Source organism: Vibrio sp. B1REV9, from assembly GCF_905175395.2.
In the GTDB taxonomy this organism is placed as follows: domain Bacteria; phylum Pseudomonadota; class Gammaproteobacteria; order Enterobacterales; family Vibrionaceae; genus Vibrio; species Vibrio alfacsensis.
The window spans coordinates 1398184-1420039 of sequence record NZ_HG992746.1; the positions used below are offsets into that span (position 1 = coordinate 1398184).

Consider the following 21856-nt stretch of genomic DNA (forward strand, 5'->3'; position numbering starts at 1 on the left):
ATGAACCGAGTAGAACTGTCCCAACAAATTATTGATACCTGCTTAGAAATGACGCGTCTAGGATTAAACCAAGGCACAGCAGGCAATGTGAGTGTGCGCTTTGATAATGGTATGTTGATTACCCCAACTGGCATTCCTTATGACAAGTTGACGCCAGACCATATTGTGTATGTTGCCGAGGATGGTAGCTTTGAAGAGGGGAAATTGCCATCTTCTGAGTGGTTATTCCACCTGACTTGCTATCAACAGCGTGATGATGTGAATGCGGTTGTGCACAACCATGCGATTAACTGTGCCGCTGTCTCTATTTTGAATAAGCCTATCCCAGCGATTCATTACATGGTGGCTGCATCAGGCACAACAGAAATTCCTTGTGTTCCGTATGCCACATTTGGTAGCGCAAAATTGGCGCAATATGTTGAAGAGGGGATTTCGAAGAGCAAGGCGATTTTGCTTCAACATCATGGCTTAATTGCGGGTGAAGCGAATTTAGAAAAAGCGTTGTGGTTAGCACATGAAGTAGAAGTCTTGGCCGATCTGTATTTGAAAACACTTGCGGTGACGCCAGATGTTCCAGTTTTAGATGATGTTTCGATGCAAGTGGTGCTTGAGAAGTTCAAGTCTTACGGTTTACGTATTGAGAAATAAAGGAGCATTCAGTCATGGCATTTGCATTAAATCTTCCTAAGTTAAGTTATTCAGGCGTTGGCGCTGTTGATGATGCTATTGCGACATTGAGTCAGCAACCAGTGAAGCGCGCAATGGTCGTTACGGATAAAAACTTAGTCGAGTTGGGTATTCTCGATCATCTGCTTGAGTTACTTGATCAAGCCTCAATTGATTATGAATTGTTTGATAAAGTCACCCCGAACCCAACCGCGACGTTGGTACGAGAAGGTCGTTCGGTGTACGTTGAGAATGAATGTGATTGTTTTATTGCTGTAGGCGGTGGCAGTCCTGTGGATTGTGCCAAAGCGATTCGAATTGTTGCGGCTAACCCTGGGGATATTGTGGATTACGATGGTGTTGGCAAGGTGTCAAACGCTGGGGATTTTTTCATCGCGATCAATACGACAGCGGGTACGGCGGCAGAAATGACATCGAATTCGGTGATTACTGATGAAGCTCGCCAAGTTAAAATGGTGATTATTGATGCCAAGCAGATCCCGGATATTGCGGTCAACGATCCAATGTTGATGATCAATCTGCCTGCTCATGTTACGGCGGCAACGGGAATGGATGCTCTGACGCATGCAGTTGAAGCTTATGTAACACCGGGCGCGCATACGTTAACCAAACCAACAGCGCTAGAGGCGATCAAACTCATCGCACAGTGGCTTCCTGTTGCAGTTGAAGATGGCAAGAACATTGAAGCTCGTGAGCAGTTAGCTAACGCGCAGTTCTTAGCCGGAATGGCATTTAATAGTGCGGGGTTAGGTTTAGTTCATGCAATGGCTCACCAACCTGGAGCAACGCATAACCTGCCTCATGGTGTATGCAACGCGATTTTGCTGCCACAAGTTTGTGCATTTAATGCTGAGCGTTGTCCTGAGCGATTCCGTGATATCGCTCAAGTGATGGGAGGAGACATTACAGGCTTAACGAATGAGCAAGGTGCCGAGTTAGCGATTACGTTGATTCGTAATTTATCGAAGCGAGTCGATATACCAACAGGATTCAAGGCATTGGGTATTAGCAAAGATGACTGCCACAATTGGATAGATAAAGTGCTTGCTGATCCTTGTTTAGGAGGGAACCCAAGACAGCCTACTCCGAAAGAAATTGAAGATTTGTATCTTGCTTGTTTGTAATTCTTTCAGATAAACAGCGTCCACTATCAAGCCTCGTGCAAACTATGTTCGAGGCTTTTGCACATTTAGTTTTCATTTTAAACGTCAGATATAAATAGACTTCATCTATCTCAATAATAAGAATAACCGATTGTTGCTGTAGCACGAATTTCAGTAATCTTTGAAGCATATTTATTGGGGGGAAACATGGCAACAAAAGCAATCGTCGTCGAGGGTGGCGCAATGCGTGGCGTTTTTGCTAGCGGCGTTTTAGATGCCTTTTTAGAGCAAAATTACAAACCGTTTGATTTTGCGATTGGCGTATCAGCAGGCGCATCAAATCTCATTGGATATTTGACCGATTATCCGCACCGCAGTATCAACGTGATCACCAAATTAGCTACCAGTAAGCGTTTTTTTGATCCTCGTCGATTTTTAAAAGGCGGCGACTTAATTGATGTTAAATGGTTATTTGAAGAATCAAATCGTTTGTATCCGGTCGATGAAGCGAAGCTTTTTAATGGCATTCCTTTCTTAGCGGCAACGACTAATGTTGATACGGGCAAAGCTGATTATTACCGTGTTAATCAACATAACTTTAGTCTTGCGATTGAGGCGACAACGGCATTACCGATAGCTTATAAGCATACGCCATGCTTTTCAGGGGGCTGCTATACCGATGGTGGTGTGGCTGACTCGATTCCGGTTCGTGAAGCTTTCCGCAGGGGGGCAAGAGACATTACCGTGGTGTTGTCACACCCACTTAATTATGAGAAAAAACCAGTAAAAACGCCGTGGTTGATGAAAAAACTCTTTGCAGATCACCCACAAATGGCAGAAGCCATGCTACATCGTTCAGAGAACTATAACGAATCTTTGGCGTTTATTCGCAACCCACCAGAGGGGACTCGAGTTCGAGTTATTGCGCCACCAGATGAGTTTCATGTCCAGCGTCTTTCTATGCGTCAATCCGTTTTATTAGAGGGGTATGAAATGGGACTGGCAGCGGGCCGTGATCACCTAATCAATTTGTCTGGTGTTCATGGTTTAGATCGAGAAAACTGCCACTTTTGCGTGTAATGAAATTGGCTGTATCGGTCTGATACAGCCATGTAGTATCGCGGGTTTAAGATAACTGAAACTTTGTCATGTGCGTATTGATGTCATCTCTACACTGGGAAAGCTGACGTGCTGTTTTTTCAAGTACGTTAGCAGTATTTGAAGAGGTTCTCGTGATATCAACAATAACATGCATGCTATCGTTGAATGATTCTGCGGTGACATTCTGCTCAATGGATGCTGAGGACAAGTTAATCGCTTGATCGGCAACGTTTTGAACGAGATGTTGGACATCGTTTAGATTGATGCCAATATCATTAACTTGCTGTTGTGAAGTTAACATTGCTTTTCTACTTTGCCCCATGACGCTGACGGCTTGTGATGCATCATTACGCAGAGAATCGATAATGGTATTGATTTCTTTCGTCGAGTCTTGCGTTCTGTGCGCTAACATACGAACCTCATCTGCTACCACTGCGAATCCTCTACCTTGTTCTCCTGCTCGTGCTGCTTCAATCGCAGCATTAAGCGCAAGAAGGTTGGTCTGATCTGAAATGCTGTTGATCACTTCGAGCATCGAGCTGATGTTCTCTGTCCCTTGTGCCAGCTTTTCAACGACAGTTGATGCGCCCATGATCTCCGAATCAAGCTTAGAAAAATCGTCAATCGCTTTATCCGTAATTTCGTTACAATGCGCGATCAGCTGTTGGCTTTGCTTGGCACTGTCAGCAACATCAGAGACACTATTCGTGATTTCTCCCATGGTCGTGGTCGTGGTCAATTGAGTCATTGCTGTTGCGACCGACTCGGACTCCATGAGTTGTTTTTTCGAACCTTCATTGTTGTCTTTAGCCATAGATGCGACTTCGGTCGTCATATTGTTAAGAAGCGCAAGATTGTGGCTGATATCGCTAACCATGTGATGAAGTGAATTTGTCATGTGATTGATAGCAATCGCTAGGCTTGCCATTTCGTCTTTGCCTTGCTCTGGTAGACGATGATGCAGCTCACCATCTGCGAGTCGCTTGACGATTTCGATCGTGGCTTTAATTGGGTTTACAACCGAGCGCGTAAGCACTAACCCGATAAAGAAACTGATCACAAGAGCCAATAAACACACGACGATGCTTACAATCGCACTAAAGCGCTTTTCTTTGAGCATTGCCGCTTCAATATTTGCAGCTAGAGCTTTTGCGCTGTCTCGAACTTCTGTAGCGTCTTTTATCATAGCTTCACGTGTCGCTATGGACTTTTCTACCAATCCCGTTAGCTCATTTAACCCTCGTTGGTAATTCGTTACATCGCTTTTCTCGATGCTAGGTTGGACAGCCAGTTGTTCAAGTTGGTGTTGCCATTGTTTTGTCAGCGTTGGATCTAGTGTGAGCTCGATTTCAGTACGAGCTTGACGGAGTTTCACCAGCATGAGTTGAGCAGCATCGGAAGAAAACTGAGAGCTCCATTTTTGTTCAAGGTTTTCTAATGACGAGGCCAATGTTTGAATAGAGAGCATTTGTTGATGAAAGCGTTCGAACTCTTGCCCATATAAGGTTCCCGCGTTTGCAAAGGTATCTACAAGGAGGCGATCGGATTGGTTGGTAAATAACTCACGGTTGGCAATAAAATTGTTTAGGTTAATACCGTGCCATTTTTTGAATCGCTCAGCATAAATAGGATCACGAGTATTTAGGTAACTGTTCTCAAGAACTTGTAGGCCAAATACTTCACGTACACCAACGTTGGCAGCGTTGAGCTGGTCTATTTGATTTTCTGTTACCCAACGGGCACGAAGCCCCTCGCCGAAAACAATGAGTAACATCAAAATAATAAACGCAAACCCAGCCCCGAGCCGTTTACCAAAACTAAACTGGTCCAAGTGAAACATCTTGTCTCCTAATCAATCACAAAAGTCCATGGAGAAAGTAGCCAATCTAGAAAATGAATTTATAAAATACAGCTGGCTTTCTTTCGTTTTGTTTTATTTTAGTGTTGATTGATAAAATTGCTGTGAGTGAACACACGGTTTGAAAGCTATCGAAAGTGTATATTGGAATTTATGTCGCTTTACTGAAATGCGATGCTGCTCAAATGTTACTTGGAATAGTTAATGCTGAAACAAGTATTGGTGCGGTAAATGTAATGCATTTCATTGATATGGAAAGCAACGCTAGCCACTAGAATTGGTCAAGAAACTTCTAGAGGTTAACCATGAAAATCAATTAACCCGAATTGAACGCATTACATGGAAATGGTTATGCAGTATTACCCAACTCAAAACATTATATCTGAACAGCGGTTTGGTTTTGGGCCGATTTATGGCCAACAGACGTTGCCGTTAGAGAAGCAACTTAGCAGTGAAACATATTGGCATGAATCCGTGACTAAGTTGTTAAGTTCTCATGATGTACTATTGGAACTCAGCGCGTTTAATGAAACTAAGCGAAAGCTTAAGCAGTCTCCTAAGAAGAAACGGGAAGTACAGCAACGACTTGGTTCGTTTTTTAAACAACAGTATTTGCGGCAGGTTGAGGCACGAAATTTACAAACGCTGAATACACCACATGGCTTTCAAGAGCGACTGATTCAGTTTTGGAGTAATCACTTCGCCATCTCCGCTGATACGAGAAAAGTTCAGCCAATAGTGGCAAGTGTAGAGAATGAAGTTGTTCGTAAGCATTGGAATGGCAATTTCGTTGATATGCTTTTAGCCGTCAATCAGCATCCAGCAATGTTGATGTTCCTTGATAATAATTTGTCGGTAGGACCTAACTCAAAGCAAGGTACTTTGCGGGGTAAAGGCTTAAACGAGAACCTTGCCCGAGAGATCATGGAGTTGCACACGCTTGGTGTTGATAGCCAATATACACAACAAGATGTGATTGAACTTTCTAAAGCGATCACAGGGTGGAGTGTCGGGTTTAGAGCGCCAAGAACTGGGTTTCAGTTTAACGCCGCAGCTCATGAACCGGGTACGATTACTTTGCTTGGTAAGCGTTATCCACAAAAGGGGATCGATCAGGGTAGGGCGTGTCTACACGATTTAGCGCTGCACCCAGATACCGCAAACCATTTGGCTAGAAAATTAGCTCGACATTTCTGTGGTCCGTCTGGTGAATCACTTATTGAGCCTTTGAGCCAGACTTACTTAAAGTCGAAAGGCGATTTACTTCCGGTTTATCGTCAACTGATTAAAAGTGCGCAAAGTCACTCGGCACAACCGCTTCGTTTTCGTACTTCTCAAGAGTGGTTATTTGCGGTTTTACGCAGTATAGATATGGCGTATTTAGGATCAAACGAAAAGCGTGCTGATAACGTTGAAAATTGGATATTAGGCGCTTTAAGAAACTTAGGACAACCCCCTTTTTTATCAGGGTCTCCTGCTGGGTGGCCTGATAACGATGCGGATTACAACAGTCCATCTGCTCTTACGCAGCGGTGGCAACTATCGAATCAAATAGCTCAACGAGTAATGAAAAATGTGAAAGCTCTAGGTGTTAGCGCTGATGAGCTAGTAGAAAAAATCGGTGAACATTTGTATGGCGATGCGCTAAATGAACATACAAATTTAGTCATGCAAAAAGCACCGAGTGCAGAGATGAAACTATCACTGCTTTGGCTTAGCCCCCAGTTTCAATATCGTTGAGGTCAGTGATGAAGTCTACGCAAGAAAACAGCATGGTTTTTAATCGTCGTCAGTTCTTAAAATCCGCTTTTGCGATAGGAGCAAGTAGTTTATTGCCGAGTGCCGCTTTTGCACATACATCGTCGCCGAATATCTTGGTGTGGATAACACTACGAGGAGCAATGGATGGGTTAAATGCCGTTGTTCCGTATGGTGATCCACAGTATTTGAGTTTACGTCCTAATATTGGACTTAAAGCAGAAAAACTGAATAAGCTCGATCAGTTTTACGGTTTGCACCCAGCGATGAAAACCTGCTTTGAGTGGTATCGGCAGCAAGAGTTTGCCATGGTGCATGCTTGTGCGACACCATATCGTGATAGGTCACATTTCGATGGTCAAAAAATATTGGAAAATGGCACAAATAACCCGCACCATCGTGATGGTTGGTTGAATCGACTACTCCAATTAGATATGAAGTCAAAAGGGTTAGCGATCGATTTTGGATTGCCTCTGATTGTTCAAGGCGATAAGGCGGTGAGTAGTTGGTATCCCAATAAATTGCATACTCGAGATCGTCAAATTGAGCTACTAGAAGAGTTGTTTCAATGTGATGATAGGCTTGCGAGCAACTTTGAAGAGGCCCTTAATATCGAAATGATGTCTGACCGAAATCAATCAGGTAAACAATTCTCTGTTCTGGCGTCTCAAGCAGGGATGTTTCTTTCTTCCAGAGGTGGTCCTAACATTGCCGCATTAGAGTTGGGAGGTTGGGATACTCATGCCGGACAAGGGGCAGAAACGGGGAGACTTGCCGCACAATTGCGTAAACTTGATTTAGGATTAGCGAGCCTGAAACAATCACTGCGCAATGAATGGTCAAGAACGGTCGTTATTGCAGCCAGTGAGTTTGGCCGGACAGCGGCGGAGAATGGCACGAAAGGTACGGACCATGGAACGGCGAACGTCATGTTTATCGCAGGAGGTGCGGTCAATGGTGGCAAAGTGCTTGGGGAGTTCCCTGGCTTGTCAAAAGCGCAGTTATACCAAGGGCGAGACTTGGCGCCAGTTAATGATATGCGCGCAGTTATTAAATCGGTTTTGACACAGCATATGGGAATGCAAACAAGCGCTCTTGAAACGATTTTTCCTAGCAGTGGAATGGAACAAGACTTTACGGACTTGATAAAGCGAGTGTAACTGTTCTTCTACTTGGTTTGAGAAAGCATCATCGCCATGATTGATATAGAAAACCCCGCATCATGCGGGGTTTTGTTTATTAACTAGATGATTAGTTTAGCTTATCCCAAGCCATTTCCCAGTGAGAACCCGTCGCAGGCTGGTACTGTGTCGCAGTTTCTTTCCATTGCGCACAGTAACCTGAGTATGGGAAAGGTTTACATTGGTAAACTTGACCATCGCTTGCGAGTACTTTGGTACCTGCAGTGTAGTTGGATAGACCTTCAGGGAATACGAAATCGTAATCACCTGCTGGTGGTGTTACGGTTTCTTCAGCCAGGTGGAAATCGAGCGTTTGCTGATCAACTAGGTTGCCGTCTGTATCTTTAACGCGAGTCACTAACATGTGGTGACCAGCTTCTGCTTTATTTAGTGTGAGTGAAACAGCTTCATTTTCACCATCTACCATGTTACCAGTCCAGCTTGCTAGAGGTTCACGGTGGTGGTTGTAAACCGTCAGCTCAGCGGATACATCACCTTGTGCAGTAAGAGTAAGATCTAACGTCGTAGGCTCGTTGGTAATGGTATATTCTGTTTCTAAACCATCAACGGTTAGTGAGTACTCAGGCTCAGTCGTTTCGATATTGTAACCAACCTCCACACGCTCTAGGCCGCTACCTGCCTTTAGGTACACTGGGTTTGTACCATATACTGGTGTGAACTTATCCTGAGCAAACTGGCCAGCCTTTAGCTTGCTTTGTTCTTGGTTGATTTTATTTGCTAAAGCGTAAGACCAGTTTTTTGCCTGGCCCATTGTCGCATCAGTGATCACAAGTTCAGTTTGGTATGATTCGTTTTCACCTGATTTGTCAAACACGCGAGTGTAAACCGAATCACCAACATTTAAATCCATTGTTGGAATGATTTGGCCACCTTGAGCCCAGTCAGGAACAACAGGACCTTCACCGTTAAATTTCACGTCGATAACGTTGTAGAATGACGCAGCGGTATCACCCACATCCCAAACGGCAAGAATAACGTGGTAACCCTCACGTGCAGGGACGTTACACTCATGGCTGACTTGTTTAGGTGGTTGAACCATGTTGCCCTCAACCACACAGAAAGGCGTCAGATCGAATGAATCACGAGACAGTGATGCATTTGCGTTCCAATTTGGCTTAGTGATGTAGTATTTCCAATCGTGCGTGACGTGGTTTGCCGTGAATGTCCACTCAAACGTTTGAGCGCCTGCTTGGATTGGGCGTTTTACCCAACGATCCGCAGTTTGTTCGTCTAGTGCGGTTGCTAACGCTGATTGCGCGCTCGCAATTTTACCATCTCGTGGGCCGGTTTCTGGGAAGCCATCTGGACCTTCAACACTTTGTGGTTCGTATTGGATGGCACCACAGTTGGTGTTTTTCTCGTTTGTGTCTGACGTAGGGAATTTACACAACGCTACACGACTAGCAGCCACGCCATCGTTGTATGCCGATACGTAACCATGCGCCATAACGCCTGAACTGATGCTTGCTAGAGCCAAAGCTACTAGAGATTTATTTGGGAATGATTTCATCACATGTCCTTTATACGGGCTAACAATAAAAGCCACACCTCGGCGCACGTGTATCACTTCGTCGTTGGACAAGTTTGCGGCGATGCAAACCCTCAGCATGCGCTGATGACTAAGTGGCAACCCCGCTATCATAGGTACGTTTATTATTGAGTTATGGACGTACCGACAGACCGGAAGCTTTGCGTCCCATTTTTTCAAATGGTTTGCCGAAATGTGATTGAGCAAGCGGAATTTACCCTAAGAATTTGTTTATGGAAAGAAGTTAATTCGTAGAGGGAATTTTTTGCTCAATTTGTGTATGCCCAAGACAACGTGCACTCTGGAAATGTCACTTTTACGTCTCTGGGGAACTCGTTAACGAAATGAAAGTCGGTGAGTGCAACAAGTGTGGGAGGATGAGTGATTTGAAAATTTAAGGTTATCCATAGTCAAAGCGGGCGGAATGACTCCCCCCTCCTTTAGTCCATTGTTTGTCGAAATTGAACGATGTTTCGACTTTAAATTGATATTTCAGCTTTAAATTGATATTTCAACTTCAAATGATTATTTCGGCATTAAAACAGTATCAATCACATGAATGACGCCATTTTTGGCTTTTACATCGACAGCAGTGACAGTCGCATTGTTAACCAAGACTTTGTCATCTTTTGTTGTTATTAACACATCTTGACCGTTGACCGTCGTTGCTTTGTCTAATTTTACGACATCCTGTGCCATCACTTTTCCTGGAACAACATGCTGTGGTAGTTAGTTGTAGCTAGTAGCGCGTTGTTAGTTGGTAGTGGGTTGGTAATTAGCAATGAGTTGTTAGTAATAAGTCGTTAGAAATAGGTTTGCTGGTAGAGGCTTAAACGTTGTTGGCGTTCAAATTATCAACAAAAACTTTAAGGAATAAGGGGAATTGCCTCGACATAACTGTTTGAAATTCGTACTTTGTTGCGCGTTTAACATTCGTTTTTAACACAGTGCAGTAATGCCCCGATGTTACATTGCAGCGTTATTTCGCTGAGGAGCGTTGGTAAAGGAATAGACCATCATGCAGCAATTTCACATTAGACGACTACGAGAAGAGGATGTTCCTCTATTAGAAAAACTGTTAGTCGAGCTTGATACCTCTCATTATGAAGCGGAGCCAAACCATTACCGTTCTCCGCAGGACATGGTAAAAATCCGCGAAGAACGCAGTGTGTTTGATAAATATTTCGATGGCACAATGATCGCCTATATTGCGTGCTCTAATCGCCAAGTCGTTGGCTTTATCTCTGGTATTGTTCGTGATGTTGGCTCGATCATTTCACCTGAAAAGCGAATCGGCTTTATCAATGAGCTTGTGGTTTCTGAAAGTCATCGCAACTTAGGCATTGGCTTGTCGTTGATGGATAAAATAGAAAGCGAGTTGTGTAGCCAAGATATTGAAGAGATTGGATTGACCGTCGCTTCATTTAATCATGAGGGTGAAGATTTCTATCATAAAATGGGTTATCGAGTCGTCACTAAGGCGATGATAAAGCAAGTGAAAGATTGATGTTTCACTAAAAACAAAAAAATGCCTTATCAGCCAGTCGCTTTCTTATTTGAGACGCAACCATTGAAAAGGCATTTTATGTTTCTACTTGCGGACAGTTGAGCATTTATTGCAACGTGACGGCGGTTTGTTTACCCATTTCAATCAGTTTATCGAGAATACGTTCACCATCAGCACGAAGACCATTGTGCTCGTATTCATTGGTGATCCATGCTTTCGCGTTGGGCATTGCGGCGAGTGTTTCGCGGCTGATGTCCATTTCTACAAACATGTCATCTGCATAGACAGCGCAACTCACAGGTACTTTGTTATTTGCTAGTTGCTTAGCATCATAAAGTGGCATCCAATCGGATTTTTCTGCTAATAGCTCTGCCGCTGCTTTGAGCGGTTTAAGATTTACATATTGGTCGAACATCCACGGGAAGACCATTTCACCAGTAAAGTAGAATGGCTTACCTTGTTCATAATTAAATGCCGTGTGCGTCTGACGGACTCGATGTGCGCTCCAGTTAGAAGCAAAACCCTGACAGTAAATCGATTCATGCAAGATGGCGTAGATCGGGTTGGTCTGGAAGTTTTGTTGCGCCAGCATGTCATTTAAAAACTCATGACGAAGTTGAGGCTTGCCGCTCACTTCAATTAAGGCGCTTTCTAACCAGTAGTAGGTTGGTAAGAACGTATCACTGACGCCAAAATTAATCCCAATCTGTTGGAACTGCTCAACGGTGAAACGTTGTCCATTAGGCAAATATTCTTCATTTTCTAACAAGTGATTCGCAATGTTTTGGCATAACTGTTGAGCTTGTGGAAACTGTTGGAAGAAGGCTTGGTTTTTTTCCATCGTGCGTTTGAATGTGGCTTGGTAAACATCATCAGCATGACGAGAGATCGATGGAACACCGCCGGTGATATAACTTTGCAGTAGACTATTTGGAAACAGTGATAAATACGTTAATGAGCAGAACCCACCAAAGCTTTGACCCAAAATTGCCCATTTCTCAACGCCAAATTGTGTACGAATAAACTCGGCATCACGCACAATGTTGTCTGCGCGGAAATAGCTTAAGTAGTCGGCCTGTTGCTCTGGCGTTAGATTCGCTAACGTTTGATGATTCACTACGTTGCTGTTGCCAGTACCGCGTTGGTCGAGCAGCAACACGCGGTATTCATTGAGTGCACGTTTGATCCAACCATTATTGCCATTTGGGCGAGGTGACGGAAATCCTGGCCCACCTTGAAAATACACAAGCCAAGGCTTGTTCGATTCTAGCTCTCCCACCAGACAAACCGAGCGAGCGAAAACCTCAAGTGTGCCTTTACTGGCATCTTGGTAGTCAAGCGGAACCGTGAAAGTATGGGGAGTGTAATGCAATCCAGCGTCGATAAATGATTGAGCGTTCATTGTTATTGTCTTTCCTTGTGATTTGTCGCGTAACGATATCGGATTATGCTTTAGAAATATACCCAAGTGATTGGACGGCAACAGGTTACTTGGGTATATGCACTGAGTGAACTATGATCTGATAAGCAAAGCTTGGATATTGCTACCAAAGTACGATTTAGTTTATCCCGACGGAAACAAAACATTTGGCGGTCGTTGACCATGGAGGATGCTTAATGAAACCATCTCTAATTCGAATCACGCTCGCTTGTTTGTTGCTTCAGGCGATTAGCGCACCGGTGGTGTTCGCTGTTGTCACTCCCAACCCGCCGCAGTTACAAGCCAAAGGTTACGTGTTGATGGATTTTCAGTCCGGAGCCATTATTGCCGAACAAAATGCACGGATGGGTTTAGCCCCAGCAAGCTTGACCAAGTTAATGACCGCTTATGTGGTGGGACAAGAGATTAAATCGGGGCGATTGGGTTGGGAAGATACCGTCACAATTAGCGAGAATGCATGGTCAGCGAAGTTTCCAGACTCTTCAAAAATGTTTATCCAACCAAAAGATGAAATTACCATTTCGAACTTAATGCGTGGTGTCATTGTACAGTCAGGCAATGATGCGTGTGTTGCGCTCGCTGAACATGTCGCTGGGAGTGAAAGTGCCTTTGTTGCCTTGATGAATGGTTGGGCAGAAAAGCTGAATTTGCAAGATACCTATTTTGTGAACTCACATGGGCTAGACAGTGATGGCATTCAAACGTCCCCAACGGACATGGCGGTACTGATGCAATCGATCATCAATGATGTACCAGATGTCTACGCCATATACAGTGAGAAAGTGTTTAAATGGAATAAGATCACCCAGTACAACCGCAATAAACTTTTGTGGGACAATTCAATTGATGTCGATGGTGGGAAAACGGGGTACACCAGCAACGCAGGTTATAGCTTAGTCAGTTCTGCTAAAGAGGGCCAAATGCGGCTGATTTCGGTGGTGATGGGCACGCCAAGTAAGCGCTCTCGTATCAGCCAATCTAAGAATCTACTGAGTTATGGCTTCCGTTTTTATGATACTAAACAAGTTGCGACACAGGGGGAGGTGGAATCAACCGTTAAAGTCTGGAAAGGCGATGTGAGTGAGATTGAGTTGGGGTTTGCAGAAGATGCGTATTTAACGTTACCACGTTCACTCAGTGCTGGGCTAGATAAAACCATAGTGGTTAATGAGCCGATAATTGCTCCTATCGAGAAAGGGCAAGTGGTCGGTAAAGTCGTATGGAAGCACGATGACAAAACCGTAGCAAGTTACCCTTTGGTGAGTAATCAAGCGGTAGCAGAGGGTTCGTGGATTGGAAAACTATGGGACAGTTTAGTGCTTTGGGTGAAGTCTTTGCTTTAGGCTAATTTACAAGACGAGCATCAACGCAAAAAGTTTTAATCTCTATTTTCAAATTTATTTTGAAGATGTTTTTAACTAAGGGCGATTTTTCTCTATCTCCTGAGGGTTTAAATTGTTGTGATACCAAAACCTTGTAGATAGAGAGTGAGCGATGATCCATTTAGTTGCAGAAATTAAAGCGTACCCAAATAACATTGAGCAAGTGACGGCTTTATTGACAGCTTTATTAGAGCCAACACGTGAAGAAGAGGGGTGCTGCCAGTATGAGTTGTTCTTGGATGAACAAATCGAAGGCTTGTTCATGTTTCAAGAAATTTGGGCATCTCAAGAGGCACTGGAGAAACACTTACAAAGCCCACATATCGTTCATTTTATCTCGGCATTAGAAGAAAATGATTGGGTCGAATATTCTCATATTCGCCCAATGACGTTTGTCGGTTAGCGCTGTTAATGACGTAGTTTTGAAAAACTATAGTTAAATCGTTTTTTAAGGGCTAGCCATTTCAAATGGTTAGCCTTTTGAGTGGAATGTTTTCAGTACTTTTTCTCTCTGCTGGCAACACTTGTCATGAATGAATTCTCGAAAAGTGCGAATAGTGGGTGTTAACAGGCGGCGGTCGGCACATACCATATAAAGAGGTACAGGGCCGCAATCCCATTCAGGCAAAACTCGCACAAGCCTACCGTCAATTAAGTCCTGGCTGATGTCCATCAATGACTTGTTGGCAATTCCTTTTCCTTTGATTGCTAAGCGGTGTGACAAGTCACTGTCATTACTTAACAGGTTACCACTTACGACGACTTGCTCAGTTTCCCCGTCACGAGTTAGCGTCCATTTGTTGTATGCCGAATCCGCCACCATGTAACACAAGCAGTTGTGTTGGTTGAGATCGTCAGGTCTAGATAGTGGTGGACGTTCCGCGACGTAATCGGGTGAGGCGCATAAGATACGCTCATTTGCGCCACATAGAGCTAAGATGACAAGGTTAGAGTCGGCCGGCTCTCCGTAGCGAATCGCAATATCGACTGGCTGGGTATACATATCGGTGAGGCTGTCAGAAAGCTCAAGTTTGATCGTCACGTTAGGGTAGATATTGATGAATTCATCGACCCAATCAAGCAACATATTACGCCCAAAGTCTGATGGGGCTGTGATGTGCAACTGACCAGAGAGCTCGCCTCGCGCACTTGAGATTTGGTCTAACCCTTCTTGGAGCATAGCAAGCGCTTGAGTGGTTTTGTCTAAAAAGAGCTCGCCCTCCGATGTTAATCGGAGACTGCGTGTGGAGCGAACAAACAGCGGAAACCCAATTTGACTTTCAAGGCGTTTAATTGACGCACTGATGGCTGCGGGCGTCATATCCATACTGTTTGCGGCTTTAGAAAAACTGCCTTGGCGTGCGGTTTCGACAAATATATTCAGATCATTGAGCGCTTTCATGATGAAAAGGGTTTTTAGGAAATTTGAGCTACTATAGGGGAGATAAGAGAGGAAGTTCAAGGCTAAAACATTAGGTTACACCAGCAGTTTGAGTTAGATTAGCCGCCATTAATTTAACTACCGGATCAAAATCATGAGCAACGACCAACCGAACAATCCACTGCATGGGTTGAGTTTAGAGAAAATCCTTACCCGTTTAGTAGAACACTTTGGGTGGAACGGAATGCATGAACGCGTTCGTGTTAACTGTTTTCAAAAAGATCCATCTATCAAATCATCATTAAAGTTTTGCGCAAAACTCAATGGGCACGAGACAAAGTTGAAGCGCTCTACATCGAGACGTTCTGCTAATTGAATTTTGTGCACGTCTAAAAGAGAGATTCCGGATGGCTGGCTTAGGCTCGTCCGGAATGATACAACTTTTCTCATTGTGTAGGTTGGAAGAATTCCTCTGCGTCATTCCCGATAGCGACGAAAGAGCACAGTCGGGAATCTCGATTCTAATCTCTCGCTTCCCGTCTCTTTTCTATTCCAAATGATGCGTACTGCCCACGGTGTTTTCCAAGTCTAAAATCGACTGGCGAACGTGGTCAGGAATTGCGGCTTTCACATTGTTCTTAAAATCAAACATTACGCCAGTTGCTGTCGCAATCGTTACAATTTTACCCCATTTTTTACTGAGCAACTGATACTCCATCGTAATACGATCTTCCTGCATATCGATTACACGGGAGCCGATCAAAAGTGCATCTGGGAATGTAACCGGTAGTTTATAGCGGCATTGTGTTTCACTGAGAACGGGGCCTATGTGTGAGGTTTGTATATCAACTAATAGATTAATTTTTTTGAAGTACTCTAATCTTGCGGTTTCGAAATAACGAAAGTACACCGCGTTGTTCACGTGTTGCAGCGCATCCATTTCTCCCCAAGCAACGTTAATCTCGGTAATGACCGGGAAGTCTCTTAATAATGTATCCACTGTTTAGTCCCTCTTTTATTTCGGAATCCACTTCTCATGTCGAGTATTTATTCTAGTCCGAAATATTTTAAATGTAATGAGGTTGTGATTTATTTGTGAAATGTGTGCAGGTGTGATTTTGTAAGCATAAAACTTTACATAATGGTTAGTGAGGCGTAGGTTTAAGTCATCGCAACCAAAAGGAGATGTCGATGACAGAACTGAAAGGTTTCAATCTTGCTAGAGTTGAAAAGCGAGTGGATTGGACGGGGGAGTTATTTAGTTTGCGGCTTTCAGGCGCGCCACTCTCGTTTAAAGCCGGACAATTTACCAAGCTTGCCTTGCTAGATGATGATGGTACAACCATTAGTCGTGCTTACTCTGTTGTTAATGCGCCAAGTGAACAATTTGGCTGGCTAGAGTTTTTGATTGTGGCAAATCCACAAGGTCAACTGACGCCAAAACTACAAAAACTCAATACCGGTGATACGGTTTATGTAGGCCAAAGTGCACACGGCGACTTGACTCACGATACCATTCCCAAACAAGCCAATGATCTGTGGTTGCTCTCAACTGGTACGGGTATCGGTCCATTCCTTTCTCTATTAGACGACATCAATTTACTTCCACATAGTGACCATATTGTGTTGGCGCACGGGGTTCGATATGAAAAAGACCTAGTGTATCAATATTTGATTGAACAGCTTCAAAACCGTTATGAGGGGCGTTTACGTTATTTGCCTATTGTGAGTCGTGAAACCTTAACCGGGAAATTGAATGGACGCATTCCAGCGTTAATTTCTTCAGGAGAGTTAGTGGATCGCGCTGGTTTGCCCTTTTCCAAAGACAGCAGCTTTGTCATGATGTGTGGGAATCCAGACATGATCAAAGACACCTCACCAGTTCTTCAGCAACTTGGGTTGGAAAAGTACCGAGCACGAACCGGTGGGAACATCATTTATGAGCGATATTGGTAATCGGTATCAGCCAGTTGTGTTTCTGAAGTGGGGGAGGAAAGCTTTGACGTTATGCGTTAGGCTTTTCTTCCATTCACACCGTGTTTTATTCATACAAGCAACACTTCACATAAGTAGCAATTTACACAAGTCGTAATTAGGCTTGCTTCGGCTTTGATGTCGATATTCATGCGGTTTCTGCAAGAGTTGCGATCCGTTTCCATTTCCTTATGTCATTACAATAGATACACTTTCTTAAGTCATAAATTCAATAGTTTAGGATTAAGGATGATGAATAAATCTCATTGGATGACGTGTCTTGCAGTTGTATTTTCATGTTCTACTTTTGCCGGCGAATGGGAAATTGAAGTAGGCGGATTTTTTTCTCGTACAGACACCAAATTGAACGCTTATGATCCCTACCTTGATAAGATCCGTACCATTGATTTTGAATCTGATTTGGATTTAAAAGAGTTTACCGTGTTGCCGTATATCGAGTTAGAGTATTACTTTAACCAAAAGCATAGCCTCTATGCGGATTGGCGTAGTCTGCATCGAGAAGCGACGAGAACAACGGTCACAAAGCCATTTGAAATTACGAATGATGGTGTGACGTATGCGGTCCAAGCGGGTTCTAAGCTCACTACGGATTTAGATATCGACATCGCGCGTGTAGGGTACGGCTACCAGTTTTATACGAGCGAGAAATGGGCGGTTGATGTATTGGCAGGGCTACATGTGATGTGGCTATCTTTAGGGTTAGAGGGCAAGCTAGGAGCGAAAGCGAGCGGTGTCGATGAGTTTCCCGTAATGTTTGTGGATGACGCGGTTATTAATGATGTGACGGCTCCATTGCCAGATATCGGCATTCGAGCTGAATACGCACTGACGCCAGATTGGATTATTAAAAGTCACGCTCAAGTTTTTTATCTTTCCATTGATGATATCGATGGCTATTTATTAGAGATGGATATTGGCGCAAAGTATCTGTTCACAGAGCAATTCAGTATGGCTGGCTCGTTCAATTACTATGAAGTGGGCGTGGATTACGAAAGCGATCGTTCTTCATTGGATGTGACCTATCGATTTTATGGCCCAATGCTGACGTTAGCGTATCAGTTCTAATCAAAAAGCCACACAGATGGTGGCTTTATGAACGAGTCTTTACATTAACCGAAGTTTTATATAAGCCTAAGAAAACAGAACGAGGTAAACAGGCTAACGTTGAAAGCGCGATGACATTCCTTGTGAACAGAGGTTAACCTCAAACGAAAGTCTGTCACGAACATAAGCTTGTCACGAGCTTAAGCTTACTGCTGGCTAATGTATTCTTTAAAGCGAGCTTTCGTTTCAGCGTCAGCTTTTTGATACCAAAAGTGTAGCATCTCTTCTGCGGTTGAGTCTGCTTTCATGGTTGCAGGTTTAGTTTGCTTCATGTCCGTAGGAATTTTAGCTGGAAGCGTGACAGGTTGAACGGCAACAGCACTTGCGATACCAATTGCAGCCGCACCACCCGCGCGGTTGTAATCTTCTACTTCACGAATGTAGTCTCGGCCGATCTGCATACCTGGCTTGATCAATTTGTCTTGTTCAACGGCAATAGCGTTGCCAGATTCATCAATCAGTTTCCAGTTCATATCTTTGATTTTTGCTTCTGCTTCGCGAAGATCACGGTATTTAGGCAATTCAAAAGTAAGCGCGGCATCTTCTGCATTGAATCGAGTCACGATTACGTCACTTTCAACGTTAATACGGTCGTTACCTTGACTGAAAAATGGAGAATAGCGGAAGACCACCTGATTGACGCCATCAGGTAGAGTTAGTGATTTTTCCGAAGCGAAGAAGCTACCAGAGAGTTTCACTTTCTCACCATTTGCAGCCAAAATCGAAACGTCGTCAGGAACCGTCACCGTTACATCGGCAAACGCCATGCCACTCATTGCAAGAGCGAGTGCACAAGTTAAAGGCTTGATCAATTTCATTGTTTTTATCCTAAGCACTGTAGTAGTGGTCAAAGAGAGTGCATCGTTAAGTGCTTGATTGCAACTCTCGAATGTAAGAAGTATGAAAAATTAACAAGAACGTCATATTTAGATGGTTACTATCAGAAAAAGTGTGAACTAATCCCAAGTACTCTTAGAGGACCTAATAAGTTGAAACCGCTACGAATGCAGCGGTTTGCTTAAAATAACGCTTGTATAAGACAAATAGAGTTTAAGGTCGACAAAAAATAGGCTTAGATTCCTGCGCCGTGACCAGAATCTGTTTGTGACTCCTCCGCGTGCTCTACCTGCGCTTTTTCTTGCTGTTGTGCTTTCTCGATGCTGATCCACCAAACGAACAGTTCATACCAAATCGCTAGAATCACCGCACCCAAGAATAAACCGACAATACCATAGAACAACATACCACCAATGGCACCAAGCAAAATAATAGGCATCGGCACGTCGACGCCACGGCCCATTAACATTGGTTTAAATAAGTTCTCGGACAGCGCTGCAACCACCACCCAAACAGTAAACATAGTTGCTGTCGTGGTGTCATTGGTCATATACATGTAGCCAATGACGGGTAACACAGCAAGTAATGCAGGAAGCTGCGCAATACAAAGAATCAATAAAATCAGAGTGAGTAGCCCTGCTGCTGGTACACCAAAGATGAAAAAGCCTGCACCAATCAGTAAGGCTTGAATTGCAGCTACACCTACCACACCTAGGAGAACGCTCTTAATTGTTGCGGCGATGAGCGTTGTCCAACTTTTTGCATTGTCACCCGCAGTGCGTACTGCGACGGTTTTTAAACCCGAGGCGATAGACTCTGAATACGTCATAAAGCCTGCTGCGATCGCAAGAGAAAGAATAGACAAGAGTAAGCTACCTAAAGCTCCCCCAACCATGCCAAGCAAAGAGGTGAGGCCTGCTTTGATTTGTGGCATAAAGGTTTGAATGGCTTTTTCTAAGTTAGTAGCAAAGAGCGTCCACACTTCATACAGTTTGTCACCGACAAGTGGCCAATCTGCGACCGATGGACTTGGCCCAGGGATTTTGATTTCGCCGTTTTGTAAAACCTCTAGAGCATGCGTCGCACCATCAACAATGGAACCCGATACCATCACCAATGGTGTCACTAGAAGCGCGATACCTAAAATGGCAATGGTTGTTGCAGCAAGACCACGTTTGCCACCGTATACTTTCTCGAGTTTTTTACACAGTGGCATCAATGCGACGGCAATAATGGCCCCCCAAATAACGGGAAGAATGAATGGTTTGATGATGTCATACGTAAACATCAGCAAGATTAATATCAAGCCGATACGTATGGCGGATTCCACCATGTTACTGATGAAAATCTTACTTTCGATTTTTACCGATTGTTTATCCATTTTTATTTTCCTGATGTTCAATGTTGGAACTGACGAGACTTGAAACAACAATCGCCATATAAAACACACCTACAATGGCCTCTAGATACACGATGACCTGCGCTAAAGGCGTCACTGGGCTGATGTCGCCATAACCAAGTGTGGTTAGGGTGACGAAACTAAAATACGCGGCATTGGAGAAGTTCTGTCCCCAAGAAATAGCCTCCATTCCAGTAAAAGAGTTTGGAGAAAACTCCAGTAGAATGAGATAGGCAATGGCCCACATAAGTCCAAGCAACAAGAAAAGCGCAACGGAACCAATTACCTTGTTGGTGTTGATGTGGCCAGTGAAGAGAATTTGTCTTGCAATAGATTTAAACGTGCCGAAGAAAAAGGCAAACGTGAGGGCCAGCATTACCACGTCCATCTCTTTGATATTGAGAATGGTCTTGATCACAATGACGGCGATCCAAGTCCCAAGTAAGCTATAAAGAAATCGTGACCAGTTTTTGTCAAAACGCAGGCTTGCCATACAAACGATGAAAGTAAGAATCGTAAAGCCTTGCAAAAGGTGCTCCATGGCCCCCTCGCCAACTACTTGGACAAAAGCGCCACCAATTAGCAACCCGATGAGTGCGAGTGTCAAATAGAAGAAATTATTTTCTTCATTGATTTTTTTGAGTTTTTTTCCTATTACCATGATTAATTCCGTATCTATTCGTTCTCGGATGAGTTGTCTTGCATCACCATGATCGATGCCGAAAGGCCGAATCTAAGGTGCACCCCCTCTGGTAGTTCCTCTAATGACACGCGAACAGGAATACGCTGTGCCAAGCGTATCCATTGGAATACTGGGTTTACGTTCGGTAGGAGGTTGTAACCTACGGTGCCGTCTTTGGGGGCGATACCCCAACCAATAGAGTCCACTGTTGCATCGATTGGCGTATCTGGGTGTGACATTAAGGTCACGCGCGCATCGCTACCCGGAGCAATTTGTGCCAATTGGTTTTCACGGAAGAAACCAAAGACCCAAAAGCTGTGTTTGTCGATCAATGCCACTAATGGTTGGTTGGCAACAGCTTGAGTACCGTCTCGGATATCTAGGTTGGAAACAAAACCGTCAACAGAAGCATAGACTTTGGTAAAACCAAGGTTCAATTGGGCAGACTTGAGTTGCTCTTCCGCGGACTTAATTTGAAGAAGTGATTCTTGATAAGTGATTTCACGGCGGATAAGATCTTTGTGCGAGACAGCTCCTTTGTCTTTTGCTCGAATATCTTTTAATCGATCGTATTCAATCTTTTTACCGCGAGAGCTGACTACGGCTTTTTCTAATGCCACCTCGGCCTGCGAAAGAGCGACTTGATAAGTGGTTGGGTCGATTTCGAACAGCAGATCGCCTTTTTTTACTTCTTGGTTGTCTTGAATCGCAACGTGAACAATTGGGCCGGAAACACGAGGAGCGACCTTGATAACGTTCGCACGTACCTGACCATCGCGGGTCCATGGGTTATTAAAATACTCTTCAAACTTCTGATAGCCGAACCACGCCGCGCCACCAAGAATGACAAGATTGAGTGCAATAACGAGTAGTTTTTTCATCTTGTTGGGC

General features: G+C 43.9%; 19 protein-coding genes, 2 pseudogenes and 1 riboswitch. Of the genes and pseudogenes, 11 read left to right on the forward strand and 10 right to left on the reverse strand.

Annotated elements, in window-relative coordinates; all coding sequences use genetic code 11:
• The 3 genes from fucA to KHN78_RS20290 all read left to right on the forward strand — a co-directional run bounded on the left by fucA (position 1) and on the right by KHN78_RS20290 (position 2870).
• Entirely contained in the window at positions 1 to 648 is a 648-nt protein-coding gene (fucA, locus tag KHN78_RS20280; RefSeq protein WP_211918549.1) for an L-fuculose-phosphate aldolase, read from the forward strand.
• A 14-nt stretch (positions 649 to 662) separates the two neighbouring features.
• Positions 663 to 1811: a lactaldehyde reductase gene (gene fucO, locus KHN78_RS20285; protein WP_211918551.1), complete on the forward strand. Its 1149-nt coding sequence runs from the start codon at positions 663 to 665 to the stop codon at positions 1809 to 1811.
• Between the two features lie 186 nt (positions 1812 to 1997).
• Positions 1998 to 2870: a patatin family protein gene (locus tag KHN78_RS20290; RefSeq protein WP_211918553.1), complete on the forward strand. Its 873-nt coding sequence runs from the start codon at positions 1998 to 2000 to the stop codon at positions 2868 to 2870.
• A gap of 46 nt (positions 2871 to 2916) precedes the next feature.
• On the opposite strand, the gene KHN78_RS20295 is transcribed toward KHN78_RS20290, so the two are convergent.
• Positions 2917 to 4731 carry a methyl-accepting chemotaxis protein gene (locus KHN78_RS20295; protein ID WP_211918561.1) on the reverse strand — a complete coding sequence of 605 codons (1815 nt, stop codon included), beginning with the start codon at positions 4729 to 4731 and terminating at the stop codon, positions 2917 to 2919.
• Between the two features lie 369 nt (positions 4732 to 5100).
• On the opposite strand from KHN78_RS20295, the gene KHN78_RS20300 reads away from it, so the two are divergent.
• Positions 5101 to 6489, forward strand: a complete 1389-nt coding sequence (locus KHN78_RS20300; RefSeq protein WP_211918563.1) for a DUF1800 family protein — start codon at positions 5101 to 5103, stop codon at positions 6487 to 6489.
• An 8-nt stretch (positions 6490 to 6497) separates the two neighbouring features.
• Positions 6498 to 7667 carry a DUF1501 domain-containing protein gene (locus KHN78_RS20305; protein ID WP_211918565.1) on the forward strand — a complete coding sequence of 390 codons (1170 nt, stop codon included), beginning with the start codon at positions 6498 to 6500 and terminating at the stop codon, positions 7665 to 7667.
• Positions 7668 to 7758: 91 nt separating this feature from the next.
• Here KHN78_RS20305 and gbpA read toward each other — a convergent pair whose 3' ends face one another.
• On the reverse strand, positions 7759 to 9219 hold the full coding sequence (gene gbpA / locus KHN78_RS20310; protein ID WP_211918567.1) for an N-acetylglucosamine-binding protein GbpA: 1461 nt from the start codon (positions 9217 to 9219) through the stop codon (positions 7759 to 7761).
• A gap of 112 nt (positions 9220 to 9331) precedes the next feature.
• A riboswitch (cyclic di-GMP riboswitch) is annotated at positions 9332 to 9437 on the reverse strand.
• Positions 9438 to 9762: 325 nt separating this feature from the next.
• A pseudogene (locus tag KHN78_RS20315) lies at positions 9763 to 9966 on the reverse strand (fasciclin domain-containing protein); the annotation flags it as partial.
• A gap of 289 nt (positions 9967 to 10255) precedes the next feature.
• Between KHN78_RS20315 and KHN78_RS20320 the strand changes: the two are divergent.
• Entirely contained in the window at positions 10256 to 10744 is a 489-nt protein-coding gene (locus KHN78_RS20320) for a GNAT family N-acetyltransferase (RefSeq protein ID WP_128813363.1), read from the forward strand.
• Positions 10745 to 10850: 106 nt separating this feature from the next.
• Here the strand turns inward: KHN78_RS20320 and KHN78_RS20325 are convergent, their stop codons facing one another.
• Positions 10851 to 12146, reverse strand: coding sequence for an alpha/beta fold hydrolase (locus KHN78_RS20325; protein ID WP_211918575.1), 1296 nt, complete (start codon positions 12144 to 12146; stop codon positions 10851 to 10853).
• 215 nt (positions 12147 to 12361) lie between these two features.
• On the opposite strand from KHN78_RS20325, the gene KHN78_RS20330 reads away from it, so the two are divergent.
• The gene (locus KHN78_RS20330; protein ID WP_211918577.1) at positions 12362 to 13528 is read left to right on the forward strand and encodes a D-alanyl-D-alanine carboxypeptidase family protein; all 1167 of its coding nucleotides are present in this window, start codon (positions 12362 to 12364) and stop codon (positions 13526 to 13528) included.
• Between the two features lie 151 nt (positions 13529 to 13679).
• A complete protein-coding gene (locus tag KHN78_RS20335; RefSeq protein ID WP_211918590.1) occupies positions 13680 to 13970 on the forward strand; it encodes a putative quinol monooxygenase in 291 nt (96 codons plus the stop codon).
• 69 nt (positions 13971 to 14039) lie between these two features.
• Here the strand turns inward: KHN78_RS20335 and KHN78_RS20340 are convergent, their stop codons facing one another.
• Positions 14040 to 14969, reverse strand: coding sequence for a LysR family transcriptional regulator (locus tag KHN78_RS20340; protein ID WP_211918592.1), 930 nt, complete (start codon positions 14967 to 14969; stop codon positions 14040 to 14042).
• Positions 14970 to 15102: 133 nt separating this feature from the next.
• On the opposite strand from KHN78_RS20340, the pseudogene KHN78_RS20345 reads away from it, so the two are divergent.
• Positions 15103 to 15320 (forward strand): annotated as a pseudogene (locus KHN78_RS20345) (VF530 family DNA-binding protein).
• Between the two features lie 175 nt (positions 15321 to 15495).
• On the opposite strand, the gene KHN78_RS20350 reads toward KHN78_RS20345, so the two are convergent.
• Complete coding sequence (locus tag KHN78_RS20350) at positions 15496 to 15948, reverse strand: acyl-CoA thioesterase (RefSeq protein WP_211918594.1); 453 nt, start codon at positions 15946 to 15948, stop codon at positions 15496 to 15498.
• A 191-nt stretch (positions 15949 to 16139) separates the two neighbouring features.
• Between KHN78_RS20350 and KHN78_RS20355 the strand changes: the two genes are divergently transcribed.
• The gene (locus KHN78_RS20355; RefSeq protein WP_211918596.1) at positions 16140 to 16904 is read left to right on the forward strand and encodes a ferredoxin--NADP reductase; all 765 of its coding nucleotides are present in this window, start codon (positions 16140 to 16142) and stop codon (positions 16902 to 16904) included.
• A 267-nt stretch (positions 16905 to 17171) separates the two neighbouring features.
• Positions 17172 to 18008 (forward strand): DUF481 domain-containing protein, encoded by an 837-nt coding sequence (locus KHN78_RS20360; RefSeq protein WP_211918599.1) that lies wholly within the window; start codon positions 17172 to 17174, stop codon positions 18006 to 18008.
• 185 nt (positions 18009 to 18193) lie between these two features.
• On the opposite strand, the gene KHN78_RS20365 is transcribed toward KHN78_RS20360, so the two are convergent.
• From KHN78_RS20365 to KHN78_RS20380, 4 genes are all read right to left on the reverse strand, one after another.
• Positions 18194 to 18865 carry a DUF2057 domain-containing protein gene (locus tag KHN78_RS20365; RefSeq protein ID WP_211918601.1) on the reverse strand — a complete coding sequence of 224 codons (672 nt, stop codon included), beginning with the start codon at positions 18863 to 18865 and terminating at the stop codon, positions 18194 to 18196.
• A 254-nt stretch (positions 18866 to 19119) separates the two neighbouring features.
• On the reverse strand, positions 19120 to 20265 hold the full coding sequence (locus KHN78_RS20370; RefSeq protein ID WP_211918603.1) for an AI-2E family transporter: 1146 nt from the start codon (positions 20263 to 20265) through the stop codon (positions 19120 to 19122).
• The gene (locus KHN78_RS20375) at positions 20258 to 20944 is read right to left on the reverse strand and encodes a potassium channel family protein (protein WP_211918605.1); all 687 of its coding nucleotides are present in this window, start codon (positions 20942 to 20944) and stop codon (positions 20258 to 20260) included. The genes KHN78_RS20370 and KHN78_RS20375 overlap by 8 nt, the downstream gene beginning before the upstream one ends.
• A gap of 14 nt (positions 20945 to 20958) precedes the next feature.
• Positions 20959 to 21846 carry an HlyD family secretion protein gene (locus KHN78_RS20380; RefSeq protein WP_211918607.1) on the reverse strand — a complete coding sequence of 296 codons (888 nt, stop codon included), beginning with the start codon at positions 21844 to 21846 and terminating at the stop codon, positions 20959 to 20961.
• Between the last annotated feature and the right edge of the window lie 10 nt (positions 21847 to 21856).

Excerpts from the sequence above, each read along its gene's own strand:
- fucA (WP_211918549.1), top strand. The coding sequence starts at position 1 with ATGAACCGAGTAGAACTGTCCCAACAAATTATTGATACCTGCTTAGAA.
- fucO (WP_211918551.1), top strand. The coding sequence starts at position 663 with ATGGCATTTGCATTAAATCTTCCTAAGTTAAGTTATTCAGGCGTTGGC.
- KHN78_RS20290 (WP_211918553.1), top strand. The coding sequence starts at position 1,998 with ATGGCAACAAAAGCAATCGTCGTCGAGGGTGGCGCAATGCGTGGCGTT.
- KHN78_RS20295 (WP_211918561.1), bottom strand. The coding sequence starts at position 4,731 with ATGTTTCACTTGGACCAGTTTAGTTTTGGTAAACGGCTCGGGGCTGGG.
- KHN78_RS20300 (WP_211918563.1), top strand. The coding sequence starts at position 5,101 with ATGCAGTATTACCCAACTCAAAACATTATATCTGAACAGCGGTTTGGT.
- KHN78_RS20305 (WP_211918565.1), top strand. The coding sequence starts at position 6,498 with ATGAAGTCTACGCAAGAAAACAGCATGGTTTTTAATCGTCGTCAGTTC.
- gbpA (WP_211918567.1), bottom strand. The coding sequence starts at position 9,219 with ATGAAATCATTCCCAAATAAATCTCTAGTAGCTTTGGCTCTAGCAAGC.
- KHN78_RS20320 (WP_128813363.1), top strand. The coding sequence starts at position 10,256 with ATGCAGCAATTTCACATTAGACGACTACGAGAAGAGGATGTTCCTCTA.
- KHN78_RS20325 (WP_211918575.1), bottom strand. The coding sequence starts at position 12,146 with ATGAACGCTCAATCATTTATCGACGCTGGATTGCATTACACTCCCCAT.
- KHN78_RS20330 (WP_211918577.1), top strand. The coding sequence starts at position 12,362 with ATGAAACCATCTCTAATTCGAATCACGCTCGCTTGTTTGTTGCTTCAG.
- KHN78_RS20335 (WP_211918590.1), top strand. The coding sequence starts at position 13,680 with ATGATCCATTTAGTTGCAGAAATTAAAGCGTACCCAAATAACATTGAG.
- KHN78_RS20340 (WP_211918592.1), bottom strand. The coding sequence starts at position 14,969 with ATGAAAGCGCTCAATGATCTGAATATATTTGTCGAAACCGCACGCCAA.
- KHN78_RS20355 (WP_211918596.1), top strand. The coding sequence starts at position 16,140 with ATGACAGAACTGAAAGGTTTCAATCTTGCTAGAGTTGAAAAGCGAGTG.
- KHN78_RS20360 (WP_211918599.1), top strand. The coding sequence starts at position 17,172 with ATGATGAATAAATCTCATTGGATGACGTGTCTTGCAGTTGTATTTTCA.
- KHN78_RS20365 (WP_211918601.1), bottom strand. The coding sequence starts at position 18,865 with ATGAAATTGATCAAGCCTTTAACTTGTGCACTCGCTCTTGCAATGAGT.
- KHN78_RS20370 (WP_211918603.1), bottom strand. The coding sequence starts at position 20,265 with ATGGATAAACAATCGGTAAAAATCGAAAGTAAGATTTTCATCAGTAAC.
- KHN78_RS20375 (WP_211918605.1), bottom strand. The coding sequence starts at position 20,944 with ATGGTAATAGGAAAAAAACTCAAAAAAATCAATGAAGAAAATAATTTC.
- KHN78_RS20380 (WP_211918607.1), bottom strand. The coding sequence starts at position 21,846 with ATGAAAAAACTACTCGTTATTGCACTCAATCTTGTCATTCTTGGTGGC.